This window comes from Microvirga sp. CF3062 (assembly GCF_036314045.1).
Taxonomy (GTDB): domain Bacteria; phylum Pseudomonadota; class Alphaproteobacteria; order Rhizobiales; family Beijerinckiaceae; genus Microvirga.
Window position 1 is genome coordinate 34,646 of the sequence record NZ_JAYGGN010000010.1, and the last position, 17,443, is coordinate 52,088.

Sequence of the window (17,443 nt, forward strand, 5' to 3'; positions counted from 1 at the left end):
GTCTGGTTTCCTGGCCGGTGGAGGAAGAAATGGGGCTGCTTGTCGACGGGGTCTGGCAGGACCGGTGGTACGACACCAAGAGCACGGGCGGCCGCTTCGTGCGGACGAATGCGGTGTTCCGCAACTGGGTCACCGCAGACGGATCCCCGGGCCTGACCGGCGAGGGCGGGTTCAAAGCCGAGGCTGGTCGCTATCACCTCTACGTGTCGCTCGCCTGCCCCTGGGCCCACCGCACCCTGATCATGCGCAGGCTGAAGGGGCTAGAGGCGATGATCGGCGTCTCCGTCGTGCATTGGCGCATGCTGGAACACGGCTGGACCTTCGAGGATGGTCCCGGTGTCATCCCGGCCCCCATCCATGGCGCCCGCTACCTGCATCAGGTCTACACGGCCGCCAAGCCCGACTATTCAGGGCGCGTGACGGTGCCGGTGCTCTGGGACAAGACGAGGGGCACTATCGTCAGCAATGAATCCGCCGAGATCATCCGCATGATGAACGCGGCCTTCGACGGCATCGGAGCCAAACACGGCGACTACTATCCTGAGGATCTCCGGCCTGAGATCGACGGCCTGAACGCGCGCATCTACGATCATATCAACAACGGCGTCTACAAGGCGGGCTTCGCGACCGCGCAGCAGGCCTACGAGGAAGCCGTGCGCCCGCTCTTCGAGGCCCTCGACACGCTCGACGAGCGCCTGTCCTCACGCCGCTATCTCTGCGGCGACAGGCCGACCGAAGCGGACATCCGGCTGTTCACCACGCTGGTGCGTTTCGACCCGGTCTATGTCGGCCATTTCAAATGCAACCTGCGCCGGATTGCGGACTACCCGCATCTGTCGGGCTACCTACGCGATCTCTACCAGACGGATGGGATCGCCGAGACGGTGAACATGGCGCATATCAAGGGGCACTATTACGAGAGCCACAAAACCATCAATCCGACAGGCATCGTGCCGGTCGGGCCCATCCTGGAACTCGATGCGCCTCACAGTCGTGAGCGGCTTCAGGGCCGATAGACCTCGATCGCTTCTGCGAAGCCTTCCACCGCGTGAGCTCCGAGCGGCGAAGGGTTGCCCCACAGGTGCTCCACGAAAGGCTTCGACATGAGGAGCGGCTCACCCAGCCGCTTGTTCAGTTCGGCAATGCGGCTTGCGAGATTCACGTCGCGTCCGATCACCGTGAAATCGAGGCGCTGGCCGGACCCCACATTGCCATAGGCTGCATCGCCGTGATGCAGGGCGAAGCCCACGCTGATCGGCACCGGGAAACGCCCCTCGCTGTTCGCCACCTCGATGCGGCGAAGCGCATGGGTGGCTGCCGTTAGGGCCGCTTGCGCCGCGCCGCCTGTGTCATCGCCCTTGTCGCGCACGATGGCGAGCACGCCGTCACCCAGATATTTCAGCACTTCACCGCCTTCATCCTCAATAGGCGGCACGATGCAGTCGAAATAGGTGTTCAGCAGCTCGACTGCACTCTCGGGGCTCAGGGTCGATGAGATATGCGTGTAGTCGCGCATGTCGGCAAACAGAATGGCCGAGCGGATGCGCGTCACCTGCCCACGCTGAATGGCACCGGAGAGAATGGCCTTGTGCGGGTCGTCGCCCACATAGATGCGCAGCACCTGGTCGAGGCGGTTGCTGGTTGCGCGCAGTTCGGTGACGAGTGCGAAAGAGGGCATTACTAGGCGCAGGATCGTCAACTCCCGCTGGCCAAACCCGCCCTGCGTCCGGGTCGCGAACGAGATCGCGTTCTCGGCGCCGTTGGTGAACAGGATCGGGACCGTGACGTATTGCCGGTAGCCGGCCTCCTTCAACTCCGGAACGACCGGGAAGAGATCGTCGCGGGTCTCGTCGAGATTGATGATGAGCCACTCGCCAGTGCGGTTCACGTAGGCAAAGGGACTGGCCTGATAGATGGTCTCGCGACGGTCGCCATGCGGCAGGTAGCGCACGACCGTGCCCTCCTCCCGGGTCCAGAATCGGCCGATGCCGGCATATTCCGTATGCAGCGCCTCGATGGCCGAGACGGCCCGATCGATGGGCAGCCCCAGATCGATCAGCCGGTTAAGGAAGCCCGTCAGGACCTCGTTCGAATCCTCCATCCGGGCCCCGATGGTGACGATCCAGTCCCGCAAGGCAACGACGCGCGACAGGCTTTCGGCGTCCAAGCTGCGGGCCATGGTCAGGAGGTCGTCCGGGACGGCTATGGCGGGAGGAAGCATCATAAGGCCAAGGTGTGGTGTCCCCATTAAACCTTCAAGTCGGGGGAGGCATTCGCCCGGGAAAGCTGCTATGCGCCTCAATCGGGCAAACATTTTGACAAGGGGCCAAGCCCCATACAGAGCCGAGCCATGGCAAGCATCGATACGCTTTTCGTCACCAAAGTCTACCGTGCCGAGTTGACCGGCACCAAAGCCGAACAGCGCAATGCCGAGCTTGAGGCAGCCTCCCTGTCCATCGCCGAGGACGACGAGGCCGGCCAGCGCTGGTGCGCCAAGAACGGCTATCCGGGCTATACGTCCTATGCGTCTCTCAACGACCTGCCTTGGCGGGTTCCGGTGTTCGGCGACCTCCTGAAGGAGATCGACAAGCACGTGGCGGCCTTCGCCAAGGAGCTGGAATACGACCTCCAGGGCCGCAAGCTCGTCATGGACAGCCTCTGGATCAACATCCTGCCTCCCGGCGGCATCCACACCTCGCACATCCACCCGCATTCGGTGATCAGCGGCACCTATTACGTAACGATCCCGGAGGGCGCGAGCGCCCTCAAGCTCGAGGACCCGCGCCTCGGCTTCATGATGGCGGCCCCGCCGCGCAAGGCCAAGGCGAAGCCGGAGAACCGGCAGTTCGCCTATATGAAACCGGTCCCAGGCACGGTGCTGCTGTGGGAAAGCTGGCTGCGGCATGAGGTGCCCCTCAACGAGGCGGAAGCCGAGCGTATCAGCATCAGCTTCAACTATTCCTGGCAATAGAGGCATCAGGCGCGGCAAAAGAAAAATAGACGCCTCGTTTCCGGCGACACGTTCCCGGTCTCTGCGCTAAAACATCGTCATGCCCATGCTCCGTGACGACGACACTCTCTTTGCCGCCCTGATCGCCCGCGATCCCTCTTATGAGGGGTTCGCCTATGTGGGCGTGAAGACGACCGGCATCTTCTGCCGCCTGACCTGCCCGGCCCGCAAGCCGAAGCGCACCAACGTCGTGTTCTTCGCCTGCCGGGACACTGCCCAGGATGCGGGCTTTCGCGCCTGCCTGCGCTGCAGGCCTCTCGACATCAAGCCGCCTGTGAGCGAGGTTCTTCACAGCTTAAGAGAGCGGATCACGGCGGAGCCCGACAGGCGGTGGAGCGCGGGCGACCTGAAGGCGCTGGGCTACGATCCCTCGACCGTGCGCCGCGCCTTCCAGCGCGAATACGGCGTCACCTTCGCGCAATATGCCCGGTCGCAGCGGCTGGGTCTTGCCGTCGGCACCTTGCAGCAGGGAGGCTCGGTGATGGATGCCCAGCTCGATGCCGGCTATGAATCCGGCAGCGGCTTTCGCGAGGCCGTCAGCAGGCTCATCGGCGATGCGCCGATCCGCATGGCGGCGCACCAGATCCTCACGGCGCAATGGCTCGACACGCCCATCGGGGCGATGCTGGCCGTGGTGGACGATGCCGGCGTCCACCTGCTCGAATTCGCCGAGCGCAAGGCGCTCCCGAATGAGATCAAGCGGCTGCGCGAGCGTGTCGGACCGATCCGCTTCGGACATCATCCGACGCTCGACAGGCTTGCCGGTGAAGTCGAGCAATATTTCTCGGGACAGCGGGCAGATTTCAACGTGCCCGTCGTTCAAAAGGGAACGCCTTTTGAGGCGGCCGTCTGGAATGCCTTAAGGCAGATCCCGACAGGACAGAGGCGCAGCTATAGTGCGCTTGCCGGCGCGATGGACCGTCCCAACGCGGTGCGGGCGGTGGCAAGGGCGAACGGTGCCAATCAGGTGGCGATCATCGTCCCCTGTCATCGCGTGATCGGCGCCAACGGATCAATGACCGGCTATGGCGGTAAGGTCTGGCGCAAGCAATGGCTGCTGAATCACGAGCAGCGCATGGCAACATCACAATCGCAGACCTGAGGTTACAGATGTCCGATCAAGTCACGAAGGCCCAAGCGTTCAAGGCACTCCACGTTCCGGGAAGTCCTATCATTCTGTTCAACGTTTGGGATGCGGGCAGCGCCAAAGCCGTTGCGGCAAGCGGTGCGAAGGCGCTCGCGACCGGCAGCTGGTCCGTTGCGGCGGCGTACGGCTTCGAAGACGGCGAGCACATGCCCCTCGATCTCGCCCTCGCCAATCTGGAACGCATCACAGCTGCCACCGATCTTCCGGTGACTATCGACCTGGAGAGCGGCTACGGCGCGAACCCTGATGAAGTCGGCGCGACCGTCGCCCGTGCATTGCAGGCCGGCGCCATCGGCTGCAATCTCGAGGACAGCTCGCGCGAGACTAAACCCTTGCGCGAAGTCTCAGAGCAGGCCGCGCGTCTCAAGGGAGCACGCCACGCAGCCGATCGGCTGGGCATCCCGGCGTTCATCAATGCACGCACGGATGTATTTCTCATCGCACCGGCAGATGCGCATGAAGGCCTCGGTGCGGAAGCCCTCGAACGCGGACGGGCCTATGCCGATGCCGGCGCGGATGGCTTCTTCGTGCCGGGTCTCGTCAACGAGGCATTGATCGCGCGTGTTGTGGAGAGCTCACCTCTGCCGGTGAACGTAATGTTCAACGCAGCCATGCCGCCGGCTGCGCGCCTTGCAGAACTCGGCGTCGCCCGCATCAGCCACGGGCCGGGACCGTACCGGATGATGATGAAGGCGCTTGAGAACGCCGCGAGAGAAGCCCTGCTATGACAGGGCTGCCCTCACCTCAAGCGCGCTGTCTCGATCTTCGGCAGAAAGTAAGCGAGCAGGCCAATGGCCGGCAGGAACGAGCACACCTTGTAGACGGTCTCGATGCTCGTCAGGTCGGCGAGATACCCCAGGGCTGCGGCGCCTAAGCCGCCCATGCCGAAGGATAAGCCGAAGAAGAGGCCGGCGATCATGCCGACGCGGCCGGGCACGAGCTCGGTCGCATAGACGAGGATGGCCGAGAAGGCGGAGGCGAGCACAACACCGATGATGACGCTCAGCACGGCCGTCCAGAACAGGCTGGCATAGGGCAGCAGGAGCGTGAACGGCAGCACGCCGAGGATCGAGATCCAGATCACGTAGCGCCGCCCGATCCTGTCGCCGACCGGGCCGCCGAGAAGCGTGCCCGCCGCGACGGCGCCCAGGAAGATGAACAGGTAGACCTGCGCATCCTGCACCGACACTTGGAACTTCGCGATCAGGTAGAAGGTGTAGTAGCTGGTGAGCCCCGCCATGTAGAAGTTCTTTGAGAACACCAGCAGCACCAGAATCGTGATCGATAGGGCGATGCGCCTGCGCGACACGTGCGACCTCTTCTGCGCTGCTTTCGGCTTCGCCCTCAGCTCCACCAGCTTGTCCCGATACCAGCGCCCAACCGCGAACAGGATCAGCATCGCCAGCAGCGCCACCGCGGAGAACCACGCGATGCTGCCCTGCCCGAAAGGCACGACGATGAAGGCGGCGAGCAGCGGCCCCAGGGCCGTGCCGGCATTGCCGCCGACCTGGAACACCGACTGCGCCAGCCCATGCCGTCCGCCCGACGTCATGCGGGCAACCCGTGAGGATTCGGGATGGAAGACCGACGAGCCCATGCCGATCAGCGCGGCACCCAGAAGCAGCAGCGGATAGGAATGGGCTTGCGAGAGCGTCAGCAGGCCGACGAGGGTGAAGCCCATGCCGACCACGAGCGAGAAGGGCTGCGGCCTGCGATCCGTGAACATGCCGACCAGCGGCTGCAGCAGCGATGCGCTCATCTGGAAGGTGAGTGTCAGCAGGCCGATCTGGCCGAAGTCGAGACGGTAATTGTCCTTCAGGATCGGGTAGATCGCCGGAAGCAGCGACTGGATCAGGTCGTTCAGCATGTGGGACACGCTGATGGCGGCCAGGACGGGTACCGCGACCCTCTCCGCCGAAATCTGGAGGGGGGCAGCGGGCATGAGGGGTGATTTGGTGTCCATGGCGTTCTTTTATGATCGGACCAAGCCTGAAGCTTAGGCGTTCTGCGGCGTTTCCGATTCTCCTATAGCCTAGAACCGGACGTCGATCCCCTTCCGATCCTGCAATCCAGGGCTACGGCGCAGGCGGGGCAAGATCTCTGTCCCGACAGGGCATTGGAGACGATGCAACAAAATAACACATGTGCCACAACTTTTTCCCATTTAAGCTCTAGGTAAATGACACCAAGCAATAAGCCCGGCAACTGGGACAATCGAATAGTAACAAGGGGTACTTCATGTCTCAGGCCACGTCCTACGAGCAGTTGATGCTCGAACTGGTGAACCGGGAGCGTGCGAAAACCGGCGCACAGCCGCTCGCCTTCAACGGGGATCTCAACGAATCGGCGGACGCGCACAGCAACTGGATGATCTCGGCCGATATCTTCAACCACACGGGATTGGGCGGATCGTCCCCGCATCAGCGGATGATCAACGCGGGCTACAGCTTCACGGGATCCTATGCCTCGGGCGAGAACATCGCTTGGGCGAGCCTCCGGGGGCCTGCCGGGCTGCAGGACGAGGTGGAACTCCTGCACACCAACCTCATGAACAGTCCTGGCCACAAGGCCAACATCCTCAACGGCAACTTCCAGGAAGCCGGCATCGGGTTTCAGAACGGCGGCTATCTGACCTGGGACGCCGCTTTCGTGACGCAGAACTTCGCCCGCTCAGGAACCAAAACCTTCCTGACCGGCGTCACCATGGACGACAAGGATGGCGACCGGTTCTACGATATCGGCGAGGGGCTTGGCGGCCTCACCGTAACGGCCGTCAGCGGGACCGGGGCCAAGTACACGACCACGACGGGAAGCGCAGGCGGCTACAACCTGGCCCTGGCGGCCGGCACCTATGCGGTCACGTTCTCAGGGGGCGGCTACGCCGCAGTCACCAAGCAGGTGACCATCGGCAGCACGAACGTGAAGCTCGACCTCATCGATCCGACAGGCGGCACAACCACCAGCAGCGCGATCAACGGCACGGCGGCGGCCAATACGCTCTCCGGCACCTCGGCGGCCAACACCATCAAGGGCTTGGGCGGCAACGACAAGCTCTACGGAAAATCCGGCAACGACAAGCTCTATGGCGGCACAGGCAGCGATGCTCTTGCGGGCGACAGCGGCAATGACCGGCTCTATGGCGAGAGCGGCAAGGATAGGCTCAACGGGAGCAGCGGCAACGACATTCTCTCCGGCGGCTCCGATGCGGACACCTTCCGCTTCACGGGCAAGTGGGGCGCCGACAAGATCACTGACTTCAGGAACGGTGTCGACCGCATCGACCTGCGCGGCAACGGCCTGAGCTTCCGCGAACTCAGCATTGCGAAAGGCAACGGCGACAGCGACGGCAGGGCGGACGATGTGATCATCAAGGCCGACGGCCAGTCGATTGCGCTGCTCAACGTGAAGGTTTCGCTGATCGGCGCGTCGGACTTCCTGTTCTGAGTTCACCAGCCTCGACAAAGAAAAAGGCGGGCTTTGGGCCCGCCTTTTTGCTGGTCGGCTGTCGCGATCCTTACTCGGCTGCGACGAGAACCGTCTCTCTTGCAGGAGCGCGCGTCTCGATGGCGCCGTCATAGGCGGCCTGATCGAGAATGCCCTCCTCCTTCGCCACGAGCACGAGAACCTGACCGGTGACGTTGGTCATCGTGCGCATCATATCGACTACGCGGTCGATGGCGATGATGTAGCCGATACCTTCCAGCGGCAGACCGGCGGTGCTCAAGGTGAGCGTCAGCATCACGATGGATGTGCCGGGCACGCCGGCCGTGCCGAGCGAACCGAGAACTGCCGTGAGGCCGATGAGCACATACTGCGTGACCGTGAGATCGAGCCCGAAATACTGCGCGATGAAGATCGACGCGATGGCCGGATAGATCGCCCCGCAACCGTCCATCTTCACGTTGGCGCCGAGCGGCACCGCGAAGCTTGCATAGCTCTGCGGCACACCAAGCTTTTCGACCGCAACACGCAGGGACATCGGCAGGGTGGCAAGGCTCGACGAGGTCGCGAAGGCCATCTGCATTGCAGGCGCTGCGCCGCGGAAGAAGCGGCCCACCTTCAGGCCGTGCAGCTTCAGCAGGCCGCCATAGACCACGATGATGTGGAACAGGCAGGCGAGATACATGGCGGCGATGAACTTGCCGAGCGGCAGCAGCGACGACAGGCCGTAGCGCCCCACCACCCAGGCGACCAATCCGAAGGTGCCGATGGGTGTGAGCTGCAGCACCCAGCGGGTGATGCGAAACACCAGCGTTGCACCCTGATCGACGAGGCTGCGGATGCCGGCGGTCTTCTCGCCAAGCGATACGAGGGCTGCACCGACGATGCCGGAGAAGAACAGCACCTGCAGTACGTTGGTGTCGGCCATGGCCTTGATCGGGTTCGTCGGAACGATGCCGATCAGCACCTCGAGCGGGCTCGGAATCGTACGCGGCTTCACCTCGCCGAGCGGCAGGTTCGACAGGCCCATGCCTGGATCGATCAGGTGGCCGAACGCGATGCCCACCAGCACGGCAATCGCCGAGGTGGCCACGAACCAGAACAGGGTCCGCAAGCCCAGCCGCGCCACGTTGCCGGCTTCCGCGAGCTTTGCCACGCTGGACGTGATGGTGAAGAACACGAGCGGGATGACGATCATCCGCACGAGATTCAGGTAGATGTCGCCCAAGGGCTTGAACCAGACGGCCGCCTGCTCGCCGGCGAGGACGCCCGCAATGATGCCGAGGGCAAAGCCCACCGCGACCCGCTGCCAGAGCGGCCGGGTAAACCACGACTGCAGCATGTGAATTGCCTTATATTTACGAATGCATGTGCAAATAATATGCGGCAGGGCGGAGCACAAATGTCGCGGGCGCAGGGCAGAGGCTGTCCAGGTGCATGGATAGGCGCGGCTCACAATGGTGTGTGGCAGCTTGTGGTCGAGGAACGCGGTCCCATCTCGGGTCTTGTCCGACGGCAACAGGATATCCGAAGTGACCATGCCCTCTTGTCTTCATCTCGGCTTCCGAAAAGCTGGATTGACGCTCCTGCTCCTGGTCGCCGGCAGCGTCGGTGCCTGGGCCCAACCGGCCTCCCCTCCACAAGTCGCCCCCGACATTCGGTTGATCGAGGAGACCGTCGAGCGCGCCAAAGACCTGCCCAACCTCCGCTCGCTCATCGTCACCCACAACGGCACCGTCCTGACGGAGCAGGCGCTCGGCGGTGCGAGGCTGGACCGGCCGACGAACATCAAGTCGGCCTCCAAGACCATCATGTCGGCGCTCGTCGGCATCGCCATGGAGCGCGGGGTGCTGCAGGGCGTGGAGCAGCCGGTGGCGTCGATCCTCGGCCAGAGCATCCCGTCCGATGCCGATCCGCGCGTGAGGCAGATCACCATCGGGCATCTGCTCTCCATGCAGGCTGGGCTGGAACGCACATCGGGCCGCAACTACGGCGCCTGGATCAGCAGCGGCAACTGGGTACGCGACGCTCTCTCGCGGCCGTTCGTGGATGAGCCCGGCGGGCGCATGCTCTATTCCACCGGCAGCACGCATCTGCTCTCCGCAGCGCTCACCCGCGCCTCGAAGCGCAGCACGCTGGAGCTTGCCCGCGAGTGGCTTGGTGAGCCACTTGAGATCACCATTGCGCCCTGGACCCGCGATCCGCAGGGCATCTATCTCGGCGGCAACGAAATGGCGCTCTCGCCCCGCGCACTCCATCGCTTCGGCGAAATGTACCGCCAGGGCGGCACCATCGACGGCAAGCGCGTGGTGTCGGAGACCTGGATCAGGGAGTCCTGGACGCCACGCACCGCCTCGGTCTTTACAGGCGACCGTTATGGATACGGCTGGTTCATGCGCGACATGCGCGGGTACACGGCCCATTACGCCTGGGGCTTTGGTGGCCAGATGCTCTACGTGATCCCGAGCCTCGGATTGACGGTCACCATGACCTCCGACCCGACGGAGCCGTCACGCGAGGACAACTACATCGGACAGCTTCACGCGCTTGTGGCGGATGGCGTGGTTTCAGCCTTTCTTCCAAAGCCGGAGGATAAGACCGGCAGTTTGGGATCGAAGAATCTGTAGCCCCTCAAGAAGCCGCTCTAAGTGCTGATCTCTCCGGAATGCTTGGCCTGCTCCACTCACAATTTCTCGCCAGGCAATTGGCTGGCTTGCTTCACCCAAGCGGTGAACTGAGCCTCATCGACCCCATCGTTCTCGTGGATGTGGAAGTAGCGAACTTCCTTCTGCTTGGACTCGCCAGGAGGAACAGGATTCAGCGACGTGCCGCGGAAGAAAGCGACCTTGATGTATTTCGCGAAACAATGGAGGCCGAGGAACCATCCCTCGACTTCCAGCCCGTAGAATGGCGAGTTCCATTTGACAGCCTTGTACACGCCGGGGACGGTGCGCGTGATGAGCGCATCGAGGCGGCGACCGACATCGCTCTTCCAGCCCGGCATGGCGGCGATGTAGGCCTGCACGGGAGCATCGCCATAGCCTTTCGCGATCTGCGGGTTGCCGCCCGAGAGAAGAACTGGCTGCTCGGTCGTTGCAGAGACTGGCTCCGTCTCAACCGTCTTTGTAACCTTCATCGATGCCCTGGACGGTTTTTTGAGCGCAGGATCGGTCATCGGCTCACAGCCCCTTAGCGACGTGCTTCATATTATGAAAAAGGCGGGCTCTTAAAGCCCGCCTTCGAAACACCAGTCAGAACCGAATTGTCTTAATTGTCCAGGAAGCTCCGTAGCTTCCGGCTCCGCGAGGGGTGCTTCAGCTTGCGCAGGGCCTTCGCCTCGATCTGACGGATGCGCTCGCGGGTCACCGAGAACTGCTGGCCGACCTCCTCGAGGGTGTGGTCGGTGTTCATGCCGATGCCGAAGCGCATGCGCAGCACCCGTTCTTCACGCGGCGTGAGCGAGGCCAGCACACGGGTCGTGGTCTCGCGCAGGTTCGACTGGATCGCCGCGTCGATGGGCAGGATCGCGTTCTTGTCCTCGATGAAGTCGCCGAGGTGCGAATCCTCCTCGTCGCCGATGGGCGTCTCGAGGGAGATCGGCTCCTTGGCGATCTTGAGAACTTTCCGCACCTTCTCCAGCGGCATGGCAAGCTTTTCGGCCAGTTCCTCCGGGGTCGGCTCGCGGCCGATCTCGTGCAGCATCTGGCGCGAAGTGCGGACGATCTTGTTGATCGTCTCGATCATGTGCACCGGAATGCGGATCGTGCGGGCCTGGTCGGCGATCGAGCGGGTGATCGCCTGCCGGATCCACCAGGTGGCATAGGTCGAGAACTTGTAGCCGCGGCGGTACTCGAACTTGTCGACCGCCTTCATGAGCCCGATGTTGCCCTCCTGGATCAGGTCCAGGAACTGCAGGCCGCGGTTCGTGTACTTCTTGGCAATCGAGATCACGAGGCGCAGGTTCGCCTCGATCATTTCCTTCTTGGCCTGACGGGCCTCGCGCTCGCCCTTCTGCACCATCATGACGATGCGGCGGAACTCCTGGATCTCCAGGCCGGTCTCGCTCGCCAGATTGTGGATGTTCTCGCGCAGGTCGTGGATGCCGTCCTTCGCCTTGGCGACAAAGTCCTTCCAGCCCCTGCCGCCGAGCTTGGAGACGCGCAGCACCCATTTCGGGTCGAGTTCCCAGCCCTGGTAGTGCTTGAGGAACTCCTCGCGGGCGACACCATGGCTCTCGGCCAAGCGCATCAGGCGGCCCTCATGGGAGATGAGGCGCTTGTTGATGTCGTAGAGCTGCTCGACCAGGGCCTCGATGCGGTTGTTGTTCAGCGACAGCGACTTCACCGACGCGACGATATCCGCCTTGAGCTCCTTGTACTTGCGCTCCTGGGCCGGGGTCAGCTGCTTGTTCTGCATGCGCTGTTCCACATGCTCGACCTGCAGGCGGCGCAGCTTCTTGTAGTTGTCGGCGATGGAGTCGAAGGTCTCGAGCACGCGCGGCTTCAGCTCGGCCTCCATGGCCGAGAGCGACACGTTGTTCTCCATGTCGTCGTCGTCGAGATCGCCCTCGGGCGGGGTCATGCCCTCCTCGGTCTCGGGCGTCTCTTCCTCCGCCTCACCACCCTCGCCCAGAGCGTCCACCTTGGGGGCGCCCTTGCCGTCGGGGCCCGCATAGGTGGCCTCGAGATCGATGATGTCGCGCAGGAGCACCCGGCCTTCGACGAGCTCGTCGCGCCAGATGATGATGGCCTGGAAGGTCAGCGGGCTCTCGCAGAGGCCTGCGATCATGGCCTCGCGGCCGGCCTCGATGCGCTTGGCGATCGCGATCTCGCCCTCGCGGGAGAGAAGCTCCACCGAGCCCATCTCGCGCAGGTACATGCGCACCGGGTCGTCCGTGCGGTCGGTCGGCTCCTTAGCCGTGGTCTCGCGCACCGCAACGGTGCGGGTCTGGGAGGCCTCGACGAGGTCGCCGCCCTCAGTCTCTTCCTCTTCAGCGGCCTCAGGCTTTTCGCCCTCTTCCGCTTCTTCCGATTCGACGACGTTGATGCCCATCTCGGAGAGCTGTCCGAGCACGTCCTCGATCTGCTCCGAGTTGAACTCCTCCGGAGGCAGGACCTCATTCAGCTCGTCATAGGTCACATACCCGCGCTTCTTCGCGAGCTTGATCATCCGTTTAACGGCGGCATCGCTCAGGTCGAGCAGAGGCCCGTCGCTCGTTTGCTCCGGAGCTGCCGTCTCGCCTTCGTCCCGTTCGGTTGCCTTCGTTGCCATGCTTTGCTCAACTCCAGCGCCCCGCCTGTCCCCCCTACAGGACCTGCGCTGCGCGAAAGGGCGGCAAGCCTTGAGAGCTCCGCCACCCGAAATTCATTGCCAAGTATAAACAGTGAGTCGCTTGACTAACCGTTAACCATCCCCTGCTCAACCTGCGGCAGCCGCCCTGCCCGCCGCATTCTGAAATCAGAACCGTCAGTGACCCCCGGGGATCGCTGCATCGTCCATGTCAGCCTCAGCACCCTCGACGGAAGACAGCTGGTTCTGGACCTCCCGCAGCCAGGCGAGATTGGCCTCATTGTCATCCTCGGCGAGTGCGCGCTCGGCCGCTCGAAGCTCGCTATGTAACGTGCGTGCGCGGCGATGCAAGGTGATGGCTTGCCTCAATGCGTCCCCAAGACGCAAGGGGTCCGCGTGAGGATCCAGCATCCACCGGTCGCCAGGACGGACCAGAGCCGTCAGCCTGTCGGCCTCGGCCGTCAGACCAGCCCTCTCGAGGCGGGCCCTCATGACCGTGAGGTCGGCAGTTTCGCCGCTTGCCGCTCCATCGAGCAGGAGATTACGCAACATCTGGGTGGAGCGGCGCTCAAGTTCAAGGTCTGCAAGGGTTTCTGCGTGATTTTGAAGGAGCTCAGGGTGGGCCAGGAAGGTGCAGAGGATCATCGCTTCCCGCGGACTTTCGGCCGTCCCCCCGGCAAAGAGCGCAGAGCGGGCGAGCATCGGCGAGACGCTTAAGGGGGAGCTTGGCGTCATCGGTTGAGGCTTCTGGAAATCCCGCCGGGGGCCGCCACCTTGGCGGTTGAAACGGCTCAGTCGGGTGTCGGGACTCAAGGCCGCCAGACGGCTCTGCACCTCCTCCCGGTAGTATTTCTTCAGGGTTTCGTCGCGAATCAGCGCAAGTGATTCGCGCAGGCGCCGCTCAAGGGCCGCCCGCCGCTCAGGGGTATCGAGGGGTCCGGCCTCAAGCTCCCGGGTCCAGAGCACGTCCACCAGGGGCTTGGCCGAGCTAAGCACCCGCTCCACGGCTGCAGGCCCGCTGGCGCGGGCGAGGTCGTCCGGGTCCTGCCCCTCAGGCAACATGGCAAAGCGCAGGGATCTCCCCGGCATCAGGTTCGGCAGGGCCACGTCGAGAGCCCGGTAGGCCGCCCGCTGGCCGGCCTTGTCGCCGTCGAAGCAGAGGATCGGTTCTTCTGCCAGGCGCCAGAGCAGCGTGAGCTGGTCCTCCGTGAGCGCCGTGCCCAGCGGCGCCACCGCATGAGGAAAGCCCGCGACGTTGAGCGAGATCACGTCCACATAGCCTTCCACGGCGATCACAGTGCCCCGGTCATGGGCCGGCTGGCGGGCGAGATGGTAGTTGTAGAGGAGCCGTCCCTTGTTGAAGAGCGGCGTGTCGGGGGAGTTCAGGTATTTGGCCGGCACGTCGGCGCTCATGGCGCGCCCGCCGAAAGCGATCACCCGGCCGCGCAGGTCGCAGATCGGGAACATCACCCGGTCGCGGAAGCGGTCATAGGGGACTTTCACCTCCTCGCCCGCGATCAGGAGACCCGCCTCCACCATCATGTCGATGGGCACGCCCTTGCCGGCAAGATGGTCCCGCAGGGCAAACCGTTCGGGTTGGGCGTAGCCGATGCGGAAGCGCGCCTGCGTGTCCCGGCTTAAAGTTCGGCCGGCAAGATAATCCCGCGCCTTGGTCCCGACCCGGTCCTGAAGCGAAGCCTCGAAGAACGCGGCCGCCAGCTCCATGACGTCATAGAGGCTCTTGCGCTTGACCTCCTCCTGCCGGTCCTCCTGGGACAGCTTTGGCAGGGGCACCCCCGCTTCGCCTGCCAGCCGCTCGACGGATTCGGGGAAGGAGAGCCCCTCGGTCTCCATGAGAAAGGTGAAGATGTCCCCGTGCTTGCCGGAGGAGAAGCAGTGATAGAACTGCTTCTGGTCATTCACGTAGAAGCTCGGCGTCTTCTCCGCGTTGAAGGGCGACAGCCCCTTCCACTCCCGCCCGGCCTTCTTGAGACGCACGCGCTTGCCGACCACAGCCGAAACCGGCAGCCGGGCGCGGATCTCTTCAAGAATTTGGGGTGGGTATCGCACGAGGCGTCGGTCTCCAAACCTCTTACATAACCTAGGGCGGTGACGGTGGAGTAAGAAAGCGAACGGCCAAGCTTTTCTTTTGCCCATAATCCACAGGCATGGCCTTCTCTCTGTATGACCTTAAGTCGACGAGCGAATTGATGCAGAAAATTTAACAGCCCTGTGCCAGCCTGAAGGCATTGCAAGAGCAATAACAAAGTTCTTTTGGAGCTTGGGGCAATGCCCGCTGTTACAACAATCAATTCGTCTGGCGACATTTACACCGACGGCCTTCTTGGAAACCTGAAATGGGCCATCAACGATTTCACCTACAGCTTCCCGACGGGCTCCTCCCTCTACGGCACCTCCTACGGCGAGGGAGAGACCGCCACCTTCGGCACCCTCACCTCGCTCCAGCAGACGACTGCCCGCACAGCCCTGTCGATGGTCGCCTCCGTGGCGAATCTCACCTTCACCGAAATCACCGAGACGGCGACCGCCCATGCCGACCTGCGGTTCGGCCTGTCCAACCTGCCCAGCACCGCCTGGGCCTACTTTCCGACCACGGATGCCGAGGGAGGCGACGCCTGGTTCAACAAGTCGAGCGGCGCCTACAGCAAGCCCGTGAAGGGCAACTATGCCTTCGTGACCTTCATTCACGAGATCGGCCATGCCCTCGGGTTGGAGCATCCCCACGAGGCCGGCCTGCCGGGCGACCGCGACTCCATGGAGTACACGGTCATGAGCTACCGCTCGTATATCGACGCTTCGACGACCGGCGGCTATGCGAACGAGGCCTGGGGCTATGCCCAGTCGCTGATGATGCTCGACATCGCGGCCCTGCAGCATCTCTACGGCGCCGACTACACCACCAACAGCACCGGCACGGTCTATCGCTGGAGCACGACGACCGGCGAAATGTTCGTCGACGGCATCGGCCAGGGAGCTCCCGGCGGCAACAGGATCCTACTGACGATCTGGGACGGCGGCGGGAGCGACACCTACGACTTCTCGAATTACGGCACCAACCTGAAGGTCGATCTGCGGCCCGGGAACTGGACCACCACGGCCACGGGCCAGTTGGCGAAACTGCGCTATGACGGGTCGCGATTGGCCGCCGGCAACATCGCCAACGCCCTCCTCCATCAGGGCGACACGCGCTCCCTCATCGAGAATGCTTTCGGTGGAACGGGCGCAGACGTGATCGTCGGCAATCAGGCCGCGAACACGCTCAAGGGTAATGCCGGGAACGACAGGCTCACCGGCGCCGAAGGCAACGACCTGATCGATGGCGGAACCGGGAGCGATACGGCGATCCTCGGCGGTCGTCGCTCCGATTCCGTCGTCACCCTGCTGGCCGATGGATCGCTGCAGGTATCAGACCTGCGCACAGGCGCATCCAATGGCACGGACATCATCCGAAACATCGAGATGCTCCAGTTCAGCGACAGAGCCTACTCGCTTGCCGAACTGACCGCCCCCTCGCAGACGGTGATGACTGAACCTCCCATCGTGGAAATCGTCGCGGAGGAGCCACCTGTAACGGACGAGCCGCTCGTATTGGACCGACCGCCGGTCACGGTGGATCTCCCGGCCAAGCAGGATCTCGTGCTCACTGGCACCGGTGCTGCCGACAGGATCAATGGCGGGACGGGAAACGATACCATCGACGGCCAGGGAGGAAATGACATCCTGACCGGCGGATCGGGCGGCGATATCCTCGATGGCGGCACCGGTACGGACACCGCCAGCTATGCGACATCCGGGACCGGCGTCACGGCGGACCTCATGGCCGCGTCACGGAACACGCGCGATGCCTCCGGAGATAGATATGCCAGCATCGAGAACCTGACCGGCAGCGCCTATGCGGATGTGTTGAAAGGCAACAATGCCGCGAACGCTCTCGGCGGCGGCTCCGGGGCGGATTCTCTCTATGGCCGTGGCGGCTCCGACCGGCTCGACGGGTATGACGGCAACGACAATCTCGAGGGCGGTGGCGGCGCCGATAGGCTGTACGGCCGCAGCGGTCGCGACACCCTGTATGGTGGTGCCGGAGCCGATGTCTTGTCTGGCGGAACGGGAGCTGATCTCTTCGTGTTCAAGACGCGGGGCGAATCCACATCGGGCGGGCGCGATACGATCCAGGACTTTGTATCCGGCACGGACAGGATCGATCTGCGCAGCATCGATGCCAGCACGAAGAATTCGGGCAACCAGGCATTCTCGTTCATCGGCGGCGATGCCTTCACGGCTAAGGCCGGTCAGCTGAAATTCCGCGACAGCCTGCTGTCCGGCGACGTCAACGGCGATGCAGTGGCTGATTTTCAGATCCGTCTCTCGAAGGTCTTGTCCCTGAAGTCGGCGGATTTCTATCTTTGACGGGAGAGAGTTTTGAGCGAGTGGGTTGACTTCGATCGGTGGAAGGAATGCCAGCAGCTCGAGCGGCCCGGCTTTGTCTTTGAAGTCAGGAATGCGGAAGGACAAAGTCTCTTCACCGCGTGCGATGT

General features: G+C 63.3%; 13 protein-coding genes. 7 read left to right on the plus strand and 6 right to left on the minus strand.

Annotated features, from left to right (window positions below):
* Positions 1 to 29: 29 nt before the first annotated feature.
* A complete protein-coding gene (locus VB618_RS16975; RefSeq protein ID WP_329797913.1) occupies positions 30 to 1,016 on the plus strand; it encodes a glutathione S-transferase family protein in 987 nt (328 codons plus the stop codon).
* Here VB618_RS16975 and VB618_RS16980 read toward each other — a convergent pair.
* Positions 1,004 to 2,179: an adenylate/guanylate cyclase domain-containing protein gene (locus tag VB618_RS16980; RefSeq protein ID WP_329797914.1), complete on the minus strand. Its 1,176-nt coding sequence runs from the start codon at positions 2,177 to 2,179 to the stop codon at positions 1,004 to 1,006. The two genes, VB618_RS16975 and VB618_RS16980, sit on opposite strands and share 13 nt — an antisense overlap.
* A gap of 171 nt (positions 2,180 to 2,350) precedes the next feature.
* Between VB618_RS16980 and VB618_RS16985 the strand changes: the two genes are divergently transcribed.
* The 3 genes from VB618_RS16985 (at position 2,351) to VB618_RS16995 (ending at position 4,885) form a co-directional block, all read left to right on the plus strand.
* Complete coding sequence (locus tag VB618_RS16985) at positions 2,351 to 2,971, plus strand: TIGR02466 family protein (protein WP_329797915.1); 621 nt, start codon at positions 2,351 to 2,353, stop codon at positions 2,969 to 2,971.
* Between the two features lie 85 nt (positions 2,972 to 3,056).
* Positions 3,057 to 4,112: a bifunctional transcriptional activator/DNA repair enzyme AdaA gene (locus VB618_RS16990; protein WP_329798076.1), complete on the plus strand. Its 1,056-nt coding sequence runs from the start codon at positions 3,057 to 3,059 to the stop codon at positions 4,110 to 4,112.
* Positions 4,113 to 4,120: 8 nt separating this feature from the next.
* Positions 4,121 to 4,885: an isocitrate lyase/PEP mutase family protein gene (locus tag VB618_RS16995; RefSeq protein WP_329797916.1), complete on the plus strand. Its 765-nt coding sequence runs from the start codon at positions 4,121 to 4,123 to the stop codon at positions 4,883 to 4,885.
* An 11-nt stretch (positions 4,886 to 4,896) separates the two neighbouring features.
* On the opposite strand, the gene VB618_RS17000 is transcribed toward VB618_RS16995, so the two are convergent.
* Entirely contained in the window at positions 4,897 to 6,120 is a 1,224-nt protein-coding gene (locus VB618_RS17000; RefSeq protein WP_442931837.1) for an MFS transporter, read from the minus strand.
* A 275-nt stretch (positions 6,121 to 6,395) separates the two neighbouring features.
* Between VB618_RS17000 and VB618_RS17005 the strand changes: the two genes are divergently transcribed.
* Positions 6,396 to 7,601 (plus strand): CAP domain-containing protein, encoded by a 1,206-nt coding sequence (locus VB618_RS17005; RefSeq protein ID WP_329797917.1) that lies wholly within the window; start codon positions 6,396 to 6,398, stop codon positions 7,599 to 7,601.
* A gap of 70 nt (positions 7,602 to 7,671) precedes the next feature.
* On the opposite strand, the gene VB618_RS17010 is transcribed toward VB618_RS17005, so the two are convergent.
* Positions 7,672 to 8,940 (minus strand): dicarboxylate/amino acid:cation symporter, encoded by a 1,269-nt coding sequence (locus VB618_RS17010; RefSeq protein WP_329797918.1) that lies wholly within the window; start codon positions 8,938 to 8,940, stop codon positions 7,672 to 7,674.
* A 196-nt stretch (positions 8,941 to 9,136) separates the two neighbouring features.
* Here VB618_RS17010 and VB618_RS17015 point away from each other — a divergent pair, with 196 nt between their 5' ends.
* Complete coding sequence (locus tag VB618_RS17015; RefSeq protein ID WP_329797919.1) at positions 9,137 to 10,225, plus strand: serine hydrolase domain-containing protein; 1,089 nt, start codon at positions 9,137 to 9,139, stop codon at positions 10,223 to 10,225.
* 56 nt (positions 10,226 to 10,281) lie between these two features.
* On the opposite strand, the gene VB618_RS17020 is transcribed toward VB618_RS17015, so the two are convergent.
* The 3 genes from VB618_RS17020 to dnaG all read right to left on the minus strand — a co-directional run bounded on the left by VB618_RS17020 (position 10,282) and on the right by dnaG (position 14,957).
* Positions 10,282 to 10,773 carry a DUF1801 domain-containing protein gene (locus VB618_RS17020; protein ID WP_442931838.1) on the minus strand — a complete coding sequence of 164 codons (492 nt, stop codon included), beginning with the start codon at positions 10,771 to 10,773 and terminating at the stop codon, positions 10,282 to 10,284.
* A gap of 92 nt (positions 10,774 to 10,865) precedes the next feature.
* Positions 10,866 to 12,869 (minus strand): RNA polymerase sigma factor RpoD, encoded by a 2,004-nt coding sequence (gene rpoD / locus VB618_RS17025; RefSeq protein WP_329797922.1) that lies wholly within the window; start codon positions 12,867 to 12,869, stop codon positions 10,866 to 10,868.
* Positions 12,870 to 13,064: 195 nt separating this feature from the next.
* On the minus strand, positions 13,065 to 14,957 hold the full coding sequence (gene dnaG / locus VB618_RS17030; protein WP_329797923.1) for a DNA primase: 1,893 nt from the start codon (positions 14,955 to 14,957) through the stop codon (positions 13,065 to 13,067).
* Between the two features lie 219 nt (positions 14,958 to 15,176).
* Here dnaG and VB618_RS17035 point away from each other — a divergent pair, with 219 nt between their 5' ends.
* Positions 15,177 to 17,315 carry a M10 family metallopeptidase C-terminal domain-containing protein gene (locus tag VB618_RS17035; protein WP_329797924.1) on the plus strand — a complete coding sequence of 713 codons (2,139 nt, stop codon included), beginning with the start codon at positions 15,177 to 15,179 and terminating at the stop codon, positions 17,313 to 17,315.
* The last annotated feature ends 128 nt before the right edge of the window (positions 17,316 to 17,443 follow it).

Excerpts from the sequence above, each read along its gene's own strand:
- VB618_RS17005 (WP_329797917.1), top strand. The coding sequence starts at position 6,396 with ATGTCTCAGGCCACGTCCTACGAGCAGTTGATGCTCGAACTGGTGAAC.
- VB618_RS16975 (WP_329797913.1), top strand. The coding sequence starts at position 30 with ATGGGGCTGCTTGTCGACGGGGTCTGGCAGGACCGGTGGTACGACACC.
- VB618_RS17015 (WP_329797919.1), top strand. The coding sequence starts at position 9,137 with ATGCCCTCTTGTCTTCATCTCGGCTTCCGAAAAGCTGGATTGACGCTC.
- VB618_RS16990 (WP_329798076.1), top strand. The coding sequence starts at position 3,057 with ATGCTCCGTGACGACGACACTCTCTTTGCCGCCCTGATCGCCCGCGAT.
- rpoD (WP_329797922.1), bottom strand. The coding sequence starts at position 12,869 with ATGGCAACGAAGGCAACCGAACGGGACGAAGGCGAGACGGCAGCTCCG.
- VB618_RS16995 (WP_329797916.1), top strand. The coding sequence starts at position 4,121 with ATGTCCGATCAAGTCACGAAGGCCCAAGCGTTCAAGGCACTCCACGTT.
- VB618_RS17010 (WP_329797918.1), bottom strand. The coding sequence starts at position 8,940 with ATGCTGCAGTCGTGGTTTACCCGGCCGCTCTGGCAGCGGGTCGCGGTG.
- VB618_RS17020 (WP_442931838.1), bottom strand. The coding sequence starts at position 10,773 with ATGACCGATCCTGCGCTCAAAAAACCGTCCAGGGCATCGATGAAGGTT.
- VB618_RS16985 (WP_329797915.1), top strand. The coding sequence starts at position 2,351 with ATGGCAAGCATCGATACGCTTTTCGTCACCAAAGTCTACCGTGCCGAG.
- VB618_RS17035 (WP_329797924.1), top strand. The coding sequence starts at position 15,177 with ATGCCCGCTGTTACAACAATCAATTCGTCTGGCGACATTTACACCGAC.
- VB618_RS17000 (WP_442931837.1), bottom strand. The coding sequence starts at position 6,120 with ATGGACACCAAATCACCCCTCATGCCCGCTGCCCCCCTCCAGATTTCG.
- VB618_RS16980 (WP_329797914.1), bottom strand. The coding sequence starts at position 2,179 with ATGGCCCGCAGCTTGGACGCCGAAAGCCTGTCGCGCGTCGTTGCCTTG.